This is a genomic window from Burkholderia stagnalis, from assembly GCF_902830275.1.
GTDB classification, from domain to species: Bacteria; Pseudomonadota; Gammaproteobacteria; order Burkholderiales; family Burkholderiaceae; genus Burkholderia; species Burkholderia stagnalis.
In genome coordinates, this window is record NZ_CADESW010000010.1 from 31,349 (window position 1) to 47,175 (window position 15,827).

Below are 15,827 nucleotides of genomic sequence, written 5' to 3' on the forward strand. Positions count from 1 at the left end.
ATTCCTGCAATTCGGCCGGGATTGTGTCTCGGCCGCGCGATTGCGGCGGACTATCCTCCGGCATGGAGCCTGTCACGGCTGCGGCGCCGCTGTTGCGGCGCGGCATGCGCAGCGTCGGCGGCCCCGCTTCTCCCACCCTGCGCAGGCCAACGGACAGATCGTGAACGTCATCGACTCCGTCATGCCGACCCACCCCGCGGCGAGCCGCGGCGCGTCGGCCAGCGAATCCCCCGGCACCGTCGACACGCTCGAGCGCCCGCTGCGCGACCTGCGGCTGTCGGTCATCGATCAATGCAATTTCCGCTGCACGTACTGCATGCCGCGTGAAAGCTTCGACGCCGGCTACGCGTTCATGCCGTCGTCCGAGCGCCTGTCGTTCGACCAGTTGACCCGCATCGCGCGCGCGTTCGTCGCGCTCGGCGTCGAGAAGATCCGCCTGACGGGCGGCGAGCCGCTGCTGCGGCGCGGCCTCGAAACACTGGTCGAATCGCTCGCGTCGCTGACGACCGTCGACGGCAAGCCGGTCGAGATCGCGCTGACGACCAACGGCTCGCTGCTCGCCGCGAAGGCGCGCGCGCTGCGCGACGCGGGCCTCGGCCGCGTGACGGTGAGCCTCGATGCGATCGACGACACCGTGTTCCGCCGGATGAGCGACGTCGACCTGCCGGTCGCGCGCATCCTCGACGGCATCGAAGCGGCACAGGCCGTCGGGCTCGCGCCCGTCAAGGTCAATGCGGTGATCGAGCGCGGCGTCAACGACAGCCAGCTGCTGCCGCTCGTGCGCGCGTTCCGCCACACCGGTGTCGCGGTGCGCTTCATCGAATACATGGATGTCGGCGGCGCGCAGTACTGGGCGACCGACAAGGTCGTGACCGCGGCGCAGATGCGCGCGATCATCGAATCGGAATTTCCGCTGCTGCCGTGCGGCGACGACGCGAATGCGCACGCCGGCACCGCCATCCACTATCGCCACGCCGACGGCGGCGGCGATGTCGGTTTCATCGCAAGCGTCTCGCATCCGTTCTGCGGCACCTGCACGCGCGCGCGCGTGTCCGCCGACGGCCAGCTGTACACCTGCCTGTTCGCGACGCACGGCACCGATCTGCGGCCATGGCTCGACGCCGCGGCGCCGCTCGCGCCGCTGACCGATACGATCCGCGACCGCTGGCTGCGCCGCGACGATCGCTACTCCGAGCTGCGCTCGGCGCACCGTGCGCGGCGGACCGGCAAGACGTATCCGACGGTCCGCATGTCGCTCGTCGGCGGCTGATGCCCGGCAGCGCGATGCGAGACGACCCGCCCCCTGGAGAACAGTCATGACGTCACTCATCGACCCGCACGCCGAGCCGGACGACCCGGCCCATTCCGACCGCCCCCCCGGCGACGACGCCGCGGCCCCGCCCGCCCATTCGCCGCCCGCGATCTCCGCGGGCTTCGAGGTGCGCGTGCAGTACGAGCCGATCGACGTCGATGCGGAAATCACGCCGATCGTGCGCAACCCGCGCGTCGGGGCGGTCGTGAATTTCCTCGGCGTGGTGCGCCAGAGCGGCGACTTCGACGACGTCGTCGCGCTCGAGATCGAGCACTACCCGGGCATGACCGAGCGCGCGCTATGGAGCATCGTCGAGGAGGCGTCCGCGCGCTGGACGCTCGAGTCGGTCAGGATCGTCCACCGGATCGGCCGCATCGCGCTCGGCCACCCGGTCGTGCTGGTGGTCGTAGCCGCGCCGCATCGCGGGGCCGCGTTCGACGCATGCGAGTTCCTGATGGATTTCCTGAAGACCCATGCGCCGTTCTGGAAGAAGGAGATCCGGCAAGACGGCGCGGCCGAATGGGTCGAGGCCAAGGCGCTCGACGACCAGGCAATGAAACGGTGGGGCTGAGCGCCCGCCGACGTCCCCCTTCCCGGCAAGACCCGACCATGAGACTGACGATCAAATACTTTGCGAGCATTCGCGAACAACTGCGCATCGACGAGGAAATCGTCGAGATCGATGCGCCCGAACTTACCGTCGACGCGCTGCGCAGCACGCTCGCGTCGCGCGACGAACGCGCCGCGCATGCGCTGCGCGACGATCGCCCGGTGCGCATCGCGGTCAACCACGAGATGGTGAACGGCGGTTTCGTCGTGCGTGAAGACAGCGAGATTGCGTTTTTCCCGCCGGTGACGGGCGGATGACATAGCGCGTGCGGCGCGGTTGCAAAGCGCGCCGCACGCCGGCCCGTCAGCGCGCGCAGAGCGCCGCGAGCTTGCCGACGGTGATCACCGCCTGTTCGATCTGGCTCGACCACGGGCTGCTGTAGTTCAGCCGGATGAAGTTCCGATAGCTGTCCGAAATCGAGAACATGTAGCCGGGGCCGATCGTGATCCCCTGCTCGAGCGCGAGCTGATACAGCCGCATCGCATCGACCTTTGCGGGCAGCTCGACCCACAGCACGTAGCCGCCTGCCGGGCTCGAGATGCGCGTGCCCTCCGGAAAGAACCGCGACACCATCGCGCGCATCAGGTTCGCCTGCTGCGCATACGCCTTGCGGATCCGCCGCAGGTGATGCTCGTAGCCGTCGCGCTCGAGGAATTCCGCGATCGCGAGCTGCGGCAGCAGCGGGGTCGCCAGCGTGTTCAGGAACTTCAGCTTCTCGACCTGATCGCGATAGCGGCCCGGCAGCGCCCAGCCGATCCGGTACGCGGCCGTCAGGCTCTTCGAGAACGACGAACAGTGCAGCACGAGCCCCTTGCGGTCGTACGATTTCAGCGTGCTCGGGTGCGACTCGCCGAAATACAGCTCGTTGTACACGCCGTTCTCGATGATCGGCATGTCGGCCTTCGCCGCGAACTCGACCAGCTCGCGCTTGCGCTCGTCCGGCATCTGGAAGCCGAGCGGATTCTGGAAGTTCGGCATCACCATGCAGGCGGCCACCGGCTGCGACTTCATGATCGCCGCGAGCGCCGCGATGTCGATCCCGTATTCCGGATGCGTCGACACCTCGATCGCCTTCATCCCCATCCGCTCGATCGCGTGCAGCATCGCGTAGAACGTGGGCGACTCGACCGCGATCACGTCGCCGGGCTTCGCGACGGCCTGCAGGCACAGGTTGATCGCCTCCGTCGCGCCGACCGTCACGATGATCTCGTTCGGATCGACCGACATGCCGTTCTCCAGGTAGCGGCGCGCGATCTGCCGCACGAGGCGCGGGCTGCCGGGCGGCAGCCCGTCGGTCACGCCCCACAGCGTCTTGTCGCGGCCGGCCGCGTACGCGTAGCGGTTCAGCTTCTCGAATGGAAACAGGCTCGGGTCCGGATACGGCGAGCCGAGCGGCACCGCGTCGTCCGCGCCGATCGAGCGCAGCGTCGACAGCACGAGCCGGCTCACGTCGACCGACGACGAAATCGCGATCGGCTTCGACGGCCGCAGGTCGCGCACCTGCCCGTTGCCGTCGTCGCGGCGCAGGTTCACGAAGTAGCCGGATTGCGGGCGGCTCTCCAGCAGGCCGCGGCTTTCGAGCAGCAGGTACGCGTGCAGGACCGTCGTGATGCTGAGCCGGTGCTGCTGGCTCGCCTGCCGCACCGACGGAATCCGGTCGCCGTGCCGGTACACGCCCTGGCGGATCAGGCGCTCGATGTCGTCCGCAAGTTTTTCATACAGTTTCATCGCGCGCCTCCCGCCGGTGCGCCGCGTGTGCGGGTGCTCCGCGCAGCGGTCGGGTCGTGGTTCGTCGCGATAATTCCCTCCGGTTTTGCCTTTTCCATCGCCGTGGCTCTCATGTAGATGCATCCGCATACCCGGGATCCGGGATTTGCGGCGCTGTGCTTTTGGTAATGGAAGAGTACGAGGAGAACAGTCACCCGCAGGCACACACATTCATCGTGCCCGCAAGAGTACAGTTTCGGCAATCCGTAACGGACCGGGGCAACTGTATGTCTTACGAATTCTGTAAGGAAAGGGAGGACGGATGCTGCGGGCCGACATCGGGCGAGCAAGGTCACTGCGAGGGCAGATGACTGGATTGACTGGATTGGGCAAGCAGGCGGCGGCGCGCGCACGCGCCCCTCAGGCGCACGGCCTGAATCGGTGCATCACGCGCCGCGGCTACCGCAGCACTTCATGCCGGCCGGCGCCCGTCCGCGCGCCGGCCGGCATCGCTCAGGACGCCATGCCCTGCATCTTGTGCGAGAAATGCGCGCGTTCGGCGGTTTCCATCAGCGACAGGAACTCGTCCTGCGTCATGTGGATCAGCGCCTCGTGATCGCCTGCCTCGAAATAGACTTCCGGCTGCGTCGCCAGATGCTCTTCGAGGAAGGTCTGCATCCCGTAGGCCATGCAGACCGGCGGCAGCGCGCCCGCATCGCAGTCCTTGAACAGTTCGCGCAGCTCGACTTCCTTCGCGAGCACGAGATGACGGCCGGTCTTCGCCCAGAGATCCGACAGGCGCACCGCGTGCGTCGTCGGCAGCACGGCCGCGACGTAGCCGCCGTCGTCTTCGAGCAGCACGGTTTTCGCGAGCCGATCGCCGGGGATATGCGCGGCCGCGGCGGTCTCCATGCTCGTATGGCTATAGGGGTGGTACACGACTTCATACCGCGAGGACTTCTGGCGCAGGCAATCCTGCAGGGTCGCAGACATCGACATGGCACACCTCGTCTGAACATATCGGGCGAACGGCGTTCGCACCGGGTTCGTTCAGCATAGGTCGCATTTGCGCGGATGGAAAATCCCGTTGCACCCTCGTTGCACCGTTCGCCGCGCACGCCTGTCACGCGGGCGCCAGCCCCTTCTCGCGCAGCCATTCGGGGTTGAACAGCCGGGCGCGATAGATGTCGCCGCGGTCGCACAGCAGCGTCACGATCGTATGCCCCGGGCCCATCTGCCGCGCGAGCCACACCGCCGCCGCGACGTTGATGCCGCTCGAGCCGCCCACGTACAGCCCTTCCTCGCGCAGCAGCCGGTACACCATCGCCACGCACTGCGGATCGTCGATGCGCACCGCGTCGTCGATCGCCGTGCCTTCGAGATTCGCGGTGACGCGCGTCGAGCCGATGCCTTCGGTGATCGAGCTGCCCTCGGCCTTGATCTCGCCGGTCTTCACGTGGCTGTAGAGGCCGCTACCCTGCGGATCGGCGAGCACGATCCGGATCGCCGGGTTCTGCTCCTTCAGGTAGCGGCTCACGCCGGCCAGCGTGCCGCCCGTGCCGGTCGCGCACACGAACGCATCGACCGTGCCCGCGGTGTCGCGCCAGATCTCCGGCCCGGTCGTCTCGTAGTGCGCCTGCCGGTTGACCGGGTTGTCGAACTGGTTGGCCCAGATCGCGTTGTCGAGTTCGCCTGCGAGCCGCCCGGCAATCTTCTGATAATTGTTCGGGTCGCGGTACGGCGCCGCCGGCACCGCGCGCACCTCGGCGCCGAGCGTGCGCAGGATCGCCATCTTGTCCGGCGATTGCGTGTCCGGGATCACGATCACGCAGCGATAGCCGCGCGCCGCGCAGATGTGCGCAAGGCCGATGCCGGTGTTGCCGGCCGTGCCCTCGACGACGGTGCCGCCCGGCTTCAGCGTGCCGCGCCGCTCGGCGTCGCGGATGATGTACAGCGCCGCGCGGTCCTTCACCGAGCCTCCCGGGTTCATGAATTCCGCCTTGGCCAGGATCTCGCAGCCCGTCTGCGCGCTGAGCGCCGCCAGCCGGATCAGCGGCGTACGCCCCACGCAGTCGACGAAACCTTGTCGCACGTCCATGTCCGCCTCCGTCGCGCGCCGCATCGCGCGCGCCACACACAACGAAGGATAGGACGGCGCCGCGGCTTTCGACGCCGGCCGCCGCGTACTAAGCTTGGAGAGCCCATTCGCGACGCCAGCGCCGCATCGCCACAAGAGGTCCGACATGCTGCAACTGCACACCGTGGCCGTCGACAAGCCCGAGACGGTGAACTTCATTCTCGGCCAGACGCATTTCATCAAGTCCGTCGAGGACCTCCACGAGGCGCTCGTCGGCACCGTGCCCGGCATCCGCTTCGGGCTCGCGTTCTGCGAGGCGTCGGGCAAGCGGCTCGTGCGACGCTCCGGCACCGATCCGGAACTGGTCGAGCTCGCGTGCCGCAATGCCGCCAAGATCGGCGCCGGCCACGCGTTCATCGTGTTCCTCGGCGACGGCTTCTATCCGGTCAACGTGCTGAACGCGATCAAGGCGGTGCCCGAGGTGTGCCGGATCTACTGCGCGACCGCGAACCCGACCGAGGTGATCGTCGCCGAAACCGGGCAAGGGCGCGGCATCGTCGGCGTGGTCGACGGTTTTCCGCCTCTCGGCGTCGAGAACGACGACGACGTGCAGTGGCGCAAGGAACTGCTGAGGACGATCGGCTACAAGGCGTAAATGCGGGCCGCCGCCCTTGCCTGTAGACCCGGCTGCGCGAGCGGCGCGATGTGTCGTCAGGATTCGGCGGCGGGAAAACGCTTGACCGTTAGTTGCGATAGAGCAAGGAAACGAGGCTCGCGATCCGCACGCACCACGCCCGCACGCCTGCCCTATACTGCCCGCAACAGGCTGACGGCCGCGCCGGCGTCGCGGTCGCGGCCCCTTCGATTCTTCCGGGAGCGATGCATGCACTACCAGCTGATCTACGAACTCGTCGACGACTACCTGACGCGACGCGAACCGTTCCGCGCCGAGCACCTGGCGCTCGCGCACGCGGCCACCGAACGCGGCGAGCTGATGCTCGCGGGCGCGTTCGCGGATCCGGCCGACCAGGCCGTGCTCGTGTTCGAGGGCGACTCGCCCGAGGTGGCCGAATCGTTTGCGCGCGCCGATCCGTACGTGCAGAACGGCCTCGTCAAGTCGTGGCGGGTGCGGCCGTGGCGCGTGGTGGTCGGCAAGCACGCGCCGCGCTAGCGCCGGCGCGCGCCGCCTCGGGCTACAGCCACCCTGCCCGCTTGAAGCGCCACCACAGCAGCAGGTCGACCACGGCCATCGTGGCGATACAGCCGTAGTAGCCGTATTTCCAGTGCAGCTCGGGGATGTTGTTGAAATTCATCCCGTAGATGCCGGCGATCATCGTCGGGATCGCGAACAGCGCGGCGAACGACCCGAGCCGCTTGGTCACCTCGTTCTCGGCGAGCGAGATCATCCCGAGATTGACCTGGATCGCGGTCACGACCATCTCGCGCCGCCCCTCGATCGTCTTCACGATCCGCTGCAGATGGTCGTACACGTCGCGGAAGTAGTGCTCCATCCCGCTGCAGACCTGCGGGATGCGCCCGCCGGTCAGTTTCGCGAGCGGCTCGAGCAGCGGCGCCGTGTGCTGGTACAGCAACACGAGCCGGCGCTTCAGCGAATAGAGATCCTCGATGATGGCGCGCGACGACGCCGGCGTGGCCTTCGTGAAGATGCGGTCCTCGAGCGCCTCGAGCTCGGCGCCGAGCCCTTCGAGGATCGGGAAATAGCGGTCGACGACCTGATCCATCAGCGCATAGAACACGAACGCGGAGCCTTCGCGCAGCAGGTGCGGCTCGCGTTCGCAGCGCGCGCGTACCGCGCGGAAATCCTGCTCGGTATGGTTGCGCACCGACAGCACGTAGTTCGGGCCGACGAACACGTTCAGCTCGCCGATCTGGAATTCCTCGACCGCGTCGAGTTCGACCGTGTGCAGGACCGCGAACAGCGCATCGCCGTATTCCTCGATCTTCGGCCGCTGATGCCCCTTGCAGGCATCTTCCAGCGCCAACTCGTGCAGCCCGAATTCCTCGCCCATCAGCTCGAGCTCCGCGGGCGTCGGGTCCTTCAGCGCGACCCACACGAAGCATTCGGGCTTCGACACATAGTCACTGATGGCGTCGACGTCGATGTCGGCCAGCTTGCGGCCGTCCTGGTATGCAGCGCAGTTGATCAGCATGGTGTTCGTCGTGTTGCAGATAGCACACCAGTTTACCGCTTTGTTGCACGGACGGCCCCGTCTCGGCGCGGCTTGCGCCCCGCGCGGTAATTGGTCATGATCGGGCTGCGTGCGCCGCAGCATGCGCGGCCAGCCGCGCGGCGGACGCACCCACACGCACGCCCGCGGCCCGGCCGCGCGGCATCACCGTCTAGGAGGCAGACCCATGTGGTATTTCTCGTGGATTCTCGGCATCGGCGTCGCGCTCGGTTTCGGCATCATCAACGCGATGTGGCTCGAGGCGGAGGTGTTCCCGAATAACGCGAAACGCGCGGACGCGGCCCCGGCCGGATCGGGGAGCACGCATTCGTGACGCATCTGGTGTTTTTCTGCGGTCACGCCGGCACCGGCAAGACCACGCTCGCAAAGCGGCTCATCGGGCCGCTGATGCGCGCGACCGGCGAGGCCTTCTGCCTGCTCGACAAGGACACGCTGTACGGCCGCTACAGCTCGGCGGCGATGGGCGCCCTCACGCACGACCCGAACGACCGCGACAGCCCGCTCTACCTGAAGCACCTGCGCGATCCCGAATACCACGGGCTGCTCGACACCGCGCGCGAAAACCTCGCGCTCGGCATCAGCGCGATCGTGGTCGGCCCGCTGTCGCGCGAGGTGCGCGACCGGCGCATCTTCGATCGCGCGTGGCTCGGCATCGGCCCCGAGGTCACGCTGACGGTCATCTGGGTCCATGTGCCCGAAGACGTCGCGCACCAGCGCATTGTCACGCGCGGCAACCCGAACGACGCGTACAAGCTCTCGCACTGGGACGAATACCGGCAGCGCCGCTTCGCGCCGACCGGCGCCGAATGCGAAGGCCTCGTGCTGTTCGACAACACCGCGCCGGGCGAGGCGGAGATCGACGCGCTGCTCGCGCGGATCGTGCCGCCGCCGCCCGCCCCGCCCACCCCGATCGTCCCGCCGCTGCCCGCCTGAGCATCGCGCCGCCCGAATGCGACAACGCCGGGCGGCGTCGTGCGCCCCCGGCGTTGCTTCGGGCCTCGTGCGTGGCCGTGACGGCGATCAGGCCACCGCGTGCACGCGCTCCATCGTGCCGCCGTCGTACAGCTTGCCGAAGCGGTTCGCGAGGAATGCCTTCAGCGACACCTTTTCCTGCGGGATGAAGCCGTTCTGCGGCAGCTTCTTCTCGCGGAACAGGTCCAGCACCGCGCACATCGCGCCCGCGGTCGTGATCTGGATCGCGCTCATCGGCATCCCGCACACTTCCTTCGCGAAGATCTTGCGCGTGAACACGTCCTGCACGAGCTGGCCGTCCTTCACGCCCGTCACCGTGACGAACACCAGCACGACGTCCTGCTTGGTCGACGGCACCGCGCGGCGCATGATCGACTTCAGCGTGTCGCGGTCGGTCGACAGGCGCAGGTCTTCCAGCAGGAACTGCACGAGATCGCGGTGGCCCGGGTAGCGCACCGACTTGTAGTCGAGCGTCTCGACCTTGCCCGACAGCGTCTCGCACAGCGTGCCGAGGCCGCCCGACGTGTTGAACGCTTCGTATTCGGTGCCGTCGAGCGAGAAGTGCTCGAGGCCTTCGAGCGGCTGCACCCACTGCTTGCGGCCGTCGCGGATCGCTTCGCACGGCTGGCAGTATTCGTTGATCAGGCCGTCGACGCTCCACGTCAGGTTGTACTTCAGCGCGTTGGTCGGATACTCGGGCAGCGCGCCGACGCGCATCTTCACGTCGCGCACTTCGGTGAAGCCGTTCACGAGTTCGTGCGCGGCGATGCCGATGAAGCCCGGCGCGAGGCCGCACTGCGGCATGAACGCGCGGTCGGAGCCGTCGGCCAGTTCGCGGATCGCGTGCGTCGCTCGCACGTCTTCGGTCAGGTCGAAGTAATGGACGCCCGCGGCCTTCGCGGCGGCGGCGACGTTCACGGCGAGGTAGTACGGCAGCGCGTTGACGAGCGCATCGAAACCCTTGACCGCTTCGCGGATCGCGTTCGCATCGGCCGAATCGACACGTTGCGTCGCAATGCCTTCGCGCGACAGCTTCGCAAGCGCGTCCGCGTCGCGATCGAAGGCGACGACTTCGTAGTCGCCCGTTTCACGCAGCATGTGAGCAATGGTGTGGCCGATCAGACCTGCGCCGACGATGGCGATTTTCATGCGCTTATCTCCTGATGATGGGTTGGTGTTGTGTACGGCGTCGAGCCATGAACACAGTTTAGGGACGCGCAAAATCAGTTCCAAGACCAAGAATGATGCGAAACGACGGTGATTGTCGACGTTATGACGATGTTTTTCGTCGAAATGACGAAATGACGTGGAAATGGCCCGTGCGCCTGCCTGGGCTGGGCATTGGCGCATCGGGTTTCGAAGATCGGTGAGGAAGGAAAGAAGGATGCGCCGGATGCGGCGCGTGACGGCTGAAGCGAAGGATTCGGCGGCGGCGTCAGTCAGCCGGCGAACGCACCTCGGACGCGAGTCAGGGGCCGGGAGACGCCCCACTCATTCCAAGGACATGCGAAATACGCGCGCGGCGCGTTACCCGCCCACCGTCCCGCGATCGATCTTGCGCGCGAGGATGATCGACGTCGTCGTGCGCTCGACGCCTTCGAGCGCGCCGATCTGGTCGAGCAGGTCGTTGAGCCGTTCCGGCGAATCGGCGCGCAGCCACGCAACGTAGTCGTATTCGCCGCTCACCGCGCACAGCAGCTGCACTTCGGGCATCCGGTCGAGCTTCTTCAGCACGTCCTTGCCGTACTTCGGCGCGAGGATGATGCCCACGTATGCGTAGATGCTCGCGTCGAGCACGTCCTGGCCGAGCCGCACGCTGTAGCCGGCGATCACGTTGGTGCGCTCGAGACGCGCAATGCGCGCGATCACCGTCGTGCGCGCGACGTCGAGCTGGCGCGCGAGATCCGCGACGCTGGCGCGCGCATTGGCTTGCAGCAGCGCGACGAGCTGCCGGTCGAGATCGTCGAGCTGGTCGAGACGGGGTGGACGCATGAGGCTTCGAATGGGCGCGCGCAGCGCAGCCGGAATTGAACGTGACGCGATGATAGCGCCGAACGCGCACCGGCCCAATCGGTGCATGCATCGCGGCGGCGGGCGGTGTCGACCGGTGTGCACAAATGTATCCGCATCGATGTCGTTTCGTATCGGATGTAAGCAAGTGTCGCATCGGCGCCCGCGCGACGCGCCGCATGCTACTAATACGTTGCGACGCGAGTCGCGCGTGCGCCGCAGAAGCGCCGCGCCCGCTCGTACGACATCACCCCGGAGAGCCACCATGAAGAAAATTTCGCTCACCCTCGCTGCCCTGACCGTTGCGGCCGGCGCGTTCGCGCAGACGCAACCCCAGGCGCAGCCGCAGCCGCCCGCGCAGCCGGCCGCTGCCGCGGCGTCGGCGCCGAGCGCCGCGCAGCACGCGGCCCGCCACGAAGCGCGCATCGAGCAACGCATCACGTACCTGCACAACCAGCTGAAGATCACGCCGGCGCAGGAACCGCAATGGAAGACCTTTGCCGACACGATGCGCGACAACGCCAACACGATGGGCCGCCTGTATCGCCAGCGAATGGAAACCCGCAGCGCAACCGCGGTCGACGACATGAAGCAGTATGCGGAACTCGCACAGTCGAATGCCGACGGCGCGAAAAAGCTGGCCGACGCGTTCGCGCCGCTCTATGCGAGCTTCCCGGCCGACCAGAAGGCGCTCGCCGACACGACGTTCCGCAGCTGGCTGCATCACGGCGGCGAACGCCGCGCCAAGGGCAACGCCGCGCCGGGCGCGGCCGCGAGCGCACCCGCGAAGCCCTGACGCATCACGCGCAGCCGGCCCGCCCTACGCCGGCCGGCTGCGCGCCTCCCGCCGGCGGACGGCGCCGATTTCCCAGCGCGCCGTTTTCGGGATAAGCTCCACGCTTTTCCCGCATTTCTTCGCCATGCTAGAACTCAAGCAACTCGATCTCAGCACCGATCCGCAAGCCCGGCGCGTCGTCAAGGACGAGACCGTCGCGGTCGCCTTCGCGGCCGGGGACGGCGAACTGATGAGCCTCGAAGGCCCGAACCGCTACGTGGCCGGCGACGCGCTGATCACCGGCTCGACCGGCGACCGCTGGGTCGTGTCGCGCGCGCGCTTCGACGCGAAATACCTGCCCGCCGATCCGGCGCTCACGCACGGCGAGCCGGGCGCATACCGGAACCGGCCGGCGGTGGTGCTCGCCCGGCGGATGGACGAACCGTTCACGATCGCACGCTCCGCGAACGGCGACACGCTGCGCGGCGTCGCGGGCGACTGGGTGATGCAGTACGCGCCCGGCGACTACGGCGTCGTGCAGGCGCAGCGCTTCGCGCAGGTCTACCGCGACGCCGGCTGACGGCGCGTCGCTCCAGCGGCTGCGCCAACGCAAAGCCGCTTACGCGAATTCCTCGTCCAGCATCAGCACCTCGTCGCGCGGCACCGCTTCGCCCGCCGCGTGACGCTCCTCCAGCGACCCCAGCGTCGCTTCCACATATGCATGCAGCACCGCGTGGCTGCGCGCGCGCTGCATCGGCTTCAGCGCGAGATAGCGCGCGAACGCGGCCGGCGCGATGCGCACGTCGAGCGTCATCCGTTTCGGCGTCGAGCCGAAGCGCATCGCGACCCACTGCACGGACAGGAAACGGCCGCGCTCGTCGCTGCTTTCGACGAAGCGGGTCTGCTCCGGGAACAGGTCGCAGATCACGCGTGCGAGCGCATCGAATTCGGCGCTCGGGCATTCGATCAGATAGTCTTCCATCTCCGTCCTCCCGTCAGGCCGCCGCGCGCGCGGGCAGGCAGGTCTTCACCAGCACGCCGATCAGCGCCGCGCCCAGCACGAAATAGATCGCCTCGACCCACGCGCCCGGCAGCATGCGGACCTGGTAGAGCATCCCCGGCACGTCGGCGAGCGCATGCAGCGCGATCGCGAGCGGCAGCACGCCGCGCGAGCCGGCACGCACGCCGCGCCACATCAGCACCGACAGCGCGACCTGCAGCGCGAACGCCGCGCCGCGCTCGATCAGCAGCAGCGCGATGGACTGCACCGACAGCGCCGACAGCAGCACATGCAGGCGCAGCACGGCATCGCCCGGCAGCCCCGCGAGCTGCGCGTCGAGCTGGCCGTGGTTCGCGAGCCACGCGAGATACGACCACTGGCCCCACACGAGCACGCCGGCAAACCAGGCCTGCGCGCCGCCGTGGCCGATGCCGTTGCCGATCCCGCGGCCGTCGCCGGCCGATGCGCCGTAGCGGCGCTTCAGCAAGCGCATCCCGAGATAGCGCCCGATCTCCTCGAACACGCCGGCCGACAGCGCGCCGTACGCGACGAACGCGAGCGGCTGCGTCAACCAGCCGCCGGGCGACACCTGGCCCAGCACCACGCCGTGAAACGCGCGCTGGAGCACCATCGCGAACAGCGCGAAAACGGCGATGCCGACGATCGAATCGCGGCGGTCGAGGGAAAGCGGCTTGCGCAGGTAGCGGTAAAGGGCGAGCGGCAGCAGCGCGATGATCAGCGTGGCGGCGATCAGCACCGCCAGCGTGATGGGAGCAACGATCATGTAAGTCCTTGTTCGGGGCAGCGCACCTGACGCGCTGCGTGCCCCGAATGATACTCAGCTTGCGGTCGATGCGCGCGCGATCAGCTCGCCCGGCAGCAGCGCGACGCGCACGTCGCCCGCCGCGCCGTCGATCCGCTCGTGGACGAATTCGACGGCCTTGTAGCCGATTTCGTAGGTCGGCTGGCGGATCGCGGTGATGCCGATCAGCTCGGCCCACTCCGGATCGTCGATCGACACGAGCGCGGCGTGCGCCTGCCACGCCGCGCCGAAACGCGCGCGCAGGTGCCGCGCGATCGCGAGCGCGACCGGCGCGTTCGCCGCGAACAGCGCCGCGCGCGTGCCGCGCAGCGCGGCCGCGTCGATGCGCGTATCGAGCTCGGCAAGCGCGGCGGCCACCGCATCGGCCGCATTCAGGTCGAGCACGACGGCAGGCGGCGCCTGCCGCCCGTGCGCCGCCAGCGTCGCGCGGAACGCCGCCTCGCGCTGGCGCCGCGAGCTGACGCGCTCGAACGGCTGCACGACGAAATGGATCGCGTCGAAGCCGCGTTCGATCAGGTGCCGCACGACCGTCTCGACCGCGTTGCCGTTGTCGAGGCCGATCAGGTCGGCGTCGAAGCCCTCGACCGTCCGGTCGACCAGCACCGCCGGAATCCCGCCGCCGCGCAGCGGGCGCAGCACGTCCTCCTCGGCGCCGAGCGCGTTGACGATCAGCCCTTCGACGCGGTACGTGGTGAGCAGCTGCAGGAAGCGGCGCTCCATCTCGACCTCGTTGGCCGCGTGGCAGATGAGCGGCATGTAGCCGAGCGCGTGGCACGCGGCCTCGACGCCCTGCAGCACCTCGACGGTATAGGGATTGGTCAGGTCGGCCGCGAGCATGCCGAGCAGCCGGTTGCGGCCGCGCTTGAGGCCGCGCGCCATCTGGTTCGGCCGGTAGTTCAGCCGCGCGATGGCCGCTTCGATCCGCTGGCGCAGATCCGCGGACAACACGTTCGTCTCGCCGTTGAGATAGCGCGATACGCTGGTCTTGCCGGTACCGGCCTCGCGGGCGACGTCGCTGATCGTCGCGGGACGCGGGCTGGTGGGTTGCGAATCGGTCACTGTCGTGCCTCGCGACGTGCAATCCGCGCCGCGATGCGCACGGGCGGACGTTTGTTGTTGGATACGAAAGCCAACTGGCGGACTCTCCTGTCGATCGGGGCAGGCGCTTCGGCGCCGGCCCCCGCACGGACTCGGGCCGCGCGACGCGGGGGGCTACGGCCCCGCTTTCGACGCGACGAGCGGGCGATCATAACGCAGCCGATGGCCCCGCACCAAGATCATCGACTCTAACCCATGGGCGGGCGCCGTGCGGTTTCCGCGCAGACGCCGGGCCGCACCTCGCCCGCCGGTGCAATCAGCCCGCGCGCGCGGGCGCAAGCGCGTCCGGATTGACCAGGTTCGCGCGCAGCGTGCCGGCCAGCGCGCCGACCAGGTTCTCCGCCGCGCAGCGGGCCATCGCGTGGCGCGTTTCGTGCGTCGCCGAGCCGATGTGCGGCAGCGCGACCACGTTGCTCATCCGCAGCAGCGGCGAATCGGCCGCGAGCGGTTCCTGCTCGAACACGTCGAGGCCCGCGCCGCGGATCGTGCCCACGCGCAGCGCGTCGATCAGCGCCGCCTCGTCCACCACCGGGCCGCGCGACGCATTGATCAGGATCGCGCCGCGCTTCATTTTGGCGAGTTCGGCCGCGCCGATCAGGTGGCGCGTTTCCGGCGCCAGCGGCACCTGCAGGCAGACGAAATCGGCTTCGGCGAGCAGCTGGTCGAGCGCGACGCGCTGCGCGCCGAACTGCGCCTCGGCGTCCGGCTGCGCGGAGCGGTTCGTGTACAGCACCCGCATCCGGAACCCGAGCGCCGCGCGCCGCGCGACCGCCGCGCCGATCCGCCCGAGCCCGACGATGCCGATCGTCTTGCCCTGCACGTCGGTGCCGTACAGGTCCGGGCCGATGCTGCGCTGCCAGCGGCCGGCCTTCACCCACTCCGCCAGTTCGACGACGCGCCGCGCCGACGCGAGGATCAGCGAGAACACCGTGTCGGCCGTCGATTCGGTCAGCACGTCCGGCGTGTGCGCGAGCACGATGCCGCGCCGGGTCAGGTCCGCCACGTCGAAGTTGTCGTAGCCGACCGAGATCGTCGACCAGGCCCTCAGCCGCGGCGCGCCGTCGAGCATCGCCGGCGTGATCTTCAGGCTCGCGCCGATCGCGCCGTCGGCCTGCGCGAGCGCGTCGGCCAGCGCCGCGGCGCCGTCGGCCTGCACCACCTCCGCATGCTCGCGCAGGTAGGCGAGCACGTCATCGGGCAGCGGCTTGTAGGCGACGATACGGGGCTTCATCG

The 15,827-nt window shown here is 68.5% G+C and carries 19 protein-coding genes; 9 read left to right on the forward strand and 10 right to left on the reverse strand.

Translation table 11 applies throughout. The features are described from left to right. Positions 1-181: 181 nt before the first annotated feature. Genes moaA through moaD form a run of 3 tightly spaced genes read left to right on the forward strand, consistent with a single transcriptional unit; the run spans position 182 to position 2,179 of the window. Entirely contained in the window at positions 182-1,270 is a 1,089-nt protein-coding gene (gene moaA / locus HWY45_RS18440; RefSeq protein ID WP_217468947.1) for a GTP 3',8-cyclase MoaA, read from the forward strand. Between the two features lie 46 nt (positions 1,271-1,316). After that, entirely contained in the window at positions 1,317-1,883 is a 567-nt protein-coding gene (locus tag HWY45_RS18445) for a molybdenum cofactor biosynthesis protein MoaE (RefSeq protein WP_059881838.1), read from the forward strand. 38 nt (positions 1,884-1,921) lie between these two features. Beyond that, positions 1,922-2,179 carry a molybdopterin converting factor subunit 1 gene (gene moaD, locus HWY45_RS18450; protein ID WP_059881836.1) on the forward strand — a complete coding sequence of 86 codons (258 nt, stop codon included), beginning with the start codon at positions 1,922-1,924 and terminating at the stop codon, positions 2,177-2,179. A gap of 46 nt (positions 2,180-2,225) precedes the next feature. Here moaD and HWY45_RS18455 read toward each other — a convergent pair whose 3' ends face one another. The 3 genes from HWY45_RS18455 to HWY45_RS18465 all read right to left on the reverse strand — a co-directional run bounded on the left by HWY45_RS18455 (position 2,226) and on the right by HWY45_RS18465 (position 5,727). After that, the gene (locus HWY45_RS18455) at positions 2,226-3,650 is read right to left on the reverse strand and encodes an aminotransferase-like domain-containing protein (protein WP_059562041.1); all 1,425 of its coding nucleotides are present in this window, start codon (positions 3,648-3,650) and stop codon (positions 2,226-2,228) included. A 492-nt stretch (positions 3,651-4,142) separates the two neighbouring features. Then, the gene (locus HWY45_RS18460) at positions 4,143-4,628 is read right to left on the reverse strand and encodes an aminoacyl-tRNA deacylase (RefSeq protein ID WP_026044677.1); all 486 of its coding nucleotides are present in this window, start codon (positions 4,626-4,628) and stop codon (positions 4,143-4,145) included. A 124-nt stretch (positions 4,629-4,752) separates the two neighbouring features. Continuing rightward, positions 4,753-5,727 carry a cysteine synthase A gene (locus tag HWY45_RS18465; protein WP_059801528.1) on the reverse strand — a complete coding sequence of 325 codons (975 nt, stop codon included), beginning with the start codon at positions 5,725-5,727 and terminating at the stop codon, positions 4,753-4,755. Positions 5,728-5,872: 145 nt separating this feature from the next. On the opposite strand from HWY45_RS18465, the gene HWY45_RS18470 reads away from it, so the two are divergent. Next, positions 5,873-6,361: an adenosine-specific kinase gene (locus HWY45_RS18470; RefSeq protein WP_124489997.1), complete on the forward strand. Its 489-nt coding sequence runs from the start codon at positions 5,873-5,875 to the stop codon at positions 6,359-6,361. Positions 6,362-6,589: 228 nt separating this feature from the next. Then, positions 6,590-6,877 carry a YciI-like protein gene (locus tag HWY45_RS18475; protein ID WP_017332116.1) on the forward strand — a complete coding sequence of 96 codons (288 nt, stop codon included), beginning with the start codon at positions 6,590-6,592 and terminating at the stop codon, positions 6,875-6,877. Between the two features lie 22 nt (positions 6,878-6,899). Here HWY45_RS18475 and corA read toward each other — a convergent pair whose 3' ends face one another. Beyond that, positions 6,900-7,877 carry a magnesium/cobalt transporter CorA gene (gene corA / locus HWY45_RS18480; RefSeq protein ID WP_059801476.1) on the reverse strand — a complete coding sequence of 326 codons (978 nt, stop codon included), beginning with the start codon at positions 7,875-7,877 and terminating at the stop codon, positions 6,900-6,902. A 205-nt stretch (positions 7,878-8,082) separates the two neighbouring features. Here corA and cydX point away from each other — a divergent pair, with 205 nt between their 5' ends. Together cydX and HWY45_RS18490 are read left to right on the forward strand one after the other, a co-directional pair. Then, the gene (gene cydX, locus HWY45_RS18485; RefSeq protein WP_063888782.1) at positions 8,083-8,229 is read left to right on the forward strand and encodes a cytochrome bd-I oxidase subunit CydX; all 147 of its coding nucleotides are present in this window, start codon (positions 8,083-8,085) and stop codon (positions 8,227-8,229) included. Next, on the forward strand, positions 8,226-8,849 hold the full coding sequence (locus HWY45_RS18490; RefSeq protein ID WP_059561842.1) for a P-loop nucleotide/nucleoside kinase family protein: 624 nt from the start codon (positions 8,226-8,228) through the stop codon (positions 8,847-8,849). The genes cydX and HWY45_RS18490 overlap by 4 nt, the downstream gene beginning before the upstream one ends. Before the next feature lie 87 nt (positions 8,850-8,936). On the opposite strand, the gene HWY45_RS18495 is transcribed toward HWY45_RS18490, so the two are convergent. Both HWY45_RS18495 and HWY45_RS18500 read right to left on the reverse strand, forming a co-directional pair. Then, positions 8,937-10,037, reverse strand: a complete 1,101-nt coding sequence (locus tag HWY45_RS18495; protein ID WP_017332120.1) for a saccharopine dehydrogenase family protein — start codon at positions 10,035-10,037, stop codon at positions 8,937-8,939. Between the two features lie 378 nt (positions 10,038-10,415). After that, positions 10,416-10,880, reverse strand: coding sequence for an Lrp/AsnC family transcriptional regulator (locus HWY45_RS18500; RefSeq protein ID WP_059561847.1), 465 nt, complete (start codon positions 10,878-10,880; stop codon positions 10,416-10,418). A gap of 283 nt (positions 10,881-11,163) precedes the next feature. On the opposite strand from HWY45_RS18500, the gene HWY45_RS18505 reads away from it, so the two are divergent. Then, positions 11,164-11,694 (forward strand): Spy/CpxP family protein refolding chaperone, encoded by a 531-nt coding sequence (locus HWY45_RS18505; RefSeq protein ID WP_059881834.1) that lies wholly within the window; start codon positions 11,164-11,166, stop codon positions 11,692-11,694. 124 nt (positions 11,695-11,818) lie between these two features. Further along, positions 11,819-12,253 (forward strand): PGDYG domain-containing protein, encoded by a 435-nt coding sequence (locus HWY45_RS18510; protein WP_059561855.1) that lies wholly within the window; start codon positions 11,819-11,821, stop codon positions 12,251-12,253. A 39-nt stretch (positions 12,254-12,292) separates the two neighbouring features. Here the strand turns inward: HWY45_RS18510 and HWY45_RS18515 are convergent, their stop codons facing one another. The 4 genes from HWY45_RS18515 to HWY45_RS18530 all read right to left on the reverse strand — a co-directional run bounded on the left by HWY45_RS18515 (position 12,293) and on the right by HWY45_RS18530 (position 15,825). Next, complete coding sequence (locus HWY45_RS18515) at positions 12,293-12,655, reverse strand: DUF3022 domain-containing protein (RefSeq protein WP_059561860.1); 363 nt, start codon at positions 12,653-12,655, stop codon at positions 12,293-12,295. 13 nt (positions 12,656-12,668) lie between these two features. Further along, positions 12,669-13,457, reverse strand: a complete 789-nt coding sequence (locus tag HWY45_RS18520) for a YhfC family glutamic-type intramembrane protease (RefSeq protein WP_059881831.1) — start codon at positions 13,455-13,457, stop codon at positions 12,669-12,671. Between the two features lie 54 nt (positions 13,458-13,511). Beyond that, entirely contained in the window at positions 13,512-14,555 is a 1,044-nt protein-coding gene (locus tag HWY45_RS18525) for a LacI family DNA-binding transcriptional regulator (protein ID WP_059881829.1), read from the reverse strand. Positions 14,556-14,850: 295 nt separating this feature from the next. Further along, entirely contained in the window at positions 14,851-15,825 is a 975-nt protein-coding gene (locus tag HWY45_RS18530) for an NAD(P)-dependent oxidoreductase (protein WP_059881875.1), read from the reverse strand. Positions 15,826-15,827 lie beyond the last annotated feature (2 nt).

Bases quoted from the DNA above. Each gene is read 5' to 3' on its own strand.
- moaA (WP_217468947.1), top strand. From the start codon at position 182: ATGCCGACCCACCCCGCGGCGAGCCGCGGCGCGTCGGCCAGCGAATCC.
- HWY45_RS18445 (WP_059881838.1), top strand. From the start codon at position 1,317: ATGACGTCACTCATCGACCCGCACGCCGAGCCGGACGACCCGGCCCAT.
- moaD (WP_059881836.1), top strand. From the start codon at position 1,922: ATGAGACTGACGATCAAATACTTTGCGAGCATTCGCGAACAACTGCGC.
- HWY45_RS18455 (WP_059562041.1), bottom strand. From the start codon at position 3,650: ATGAAACTGTATGAAAAACTTGCGGACGACATCGAGCGCCTGATCCGC.
- HWY45_RS18460 (WP_026044677.1), bottom strand. From the start codon at position 4,628: ATGTCGATGTCTGCGACCCTGCAGGATTGCCTGCGCCAGAAGTCCTCG.
- HWY45_RS18465 (WP_059801528.1), bottom strand. From the start codon at position 5,727: ATGGACGTGCGACAAGGTTTCGTCGACTGCGTGGGGCGTACGCCGCTG.
- HWY45_RS18470 (WP_124489997.1), top strand. From the start codon at position 5,873: ATGCTGCAACTGCACACCGTGGCCGTCGACAAGCCCGAGACGGTGAAC.
- HWY45_RS18475 (WP_017332116.1), top strand. From the start codon at position 6,590: ATGCACTACCAGCTGATCTACGAACTCGTCGACGACTACCTGACGCGA.
- corA (WP_059801476.1), bottom strand. From the start codon at position 7,877: ATGCTGATCAACTGCGCTGCATACCAGGACGGCCGCAAGCTGGCCGAC.
- cydX (WP_063888782.1), top strand. From the start codon at position 8,083: ATGTGGTATTTCTCGTGGATTCTCGGCATCGGCGTCGCGCTCGGTTTC.
- HWY45_RS18495 (WP_017332120.1), bottom strand. From the start codon at position 10,037: ATGAAAATCGCCATCGTCGGCGCAGGTCTGATCGGCCACACCATTGCT.
- HWY45_RS18500 (WP_059561847.1), bottom strand. From the start codon at position 10,880: ATGCGTCCACCCCGTCTCGACCAGCTCGACGATCTCGACCGGCAGCTC.
- HWY45_RS18505 (WP_059881834.1), top strand. From the start codon at position 11,164: ATGAAGAAAATTTCGCTCACCCTCGCTGCCCTGACCGTTGCGGCCGGC.
- HWY45_RS18510 (WP_059561855.1), top strand. From the start codon at position 11,819: ATGCTAGAACTCAAGCAACTCGATCTCAGCACCGATCCGCAAGCCCGG.
- HWY45_RS18515 (WP_059561860.1), bottom strand. From the start codon at position 12,655: ATGGAAGACTATCTGATCGAATGCCCGAGCGCCGAATTCGATGCGCTC.
- HWY45_RS18520 (WP_059881831.1), bottom strand. From the start codon at position 13,457: ATGATCGTTGCTCCCATCACGCTGGCGGTGCTGATCGCCGCCACGCTG.
- HWY45_RS18530 (WP_059881875.1), bottom strand. From the start codon at position 15,825: ATGAAGCCCCGTATCGTCGCCTACAAGCCGCTGCCCGATGACGTGCTC.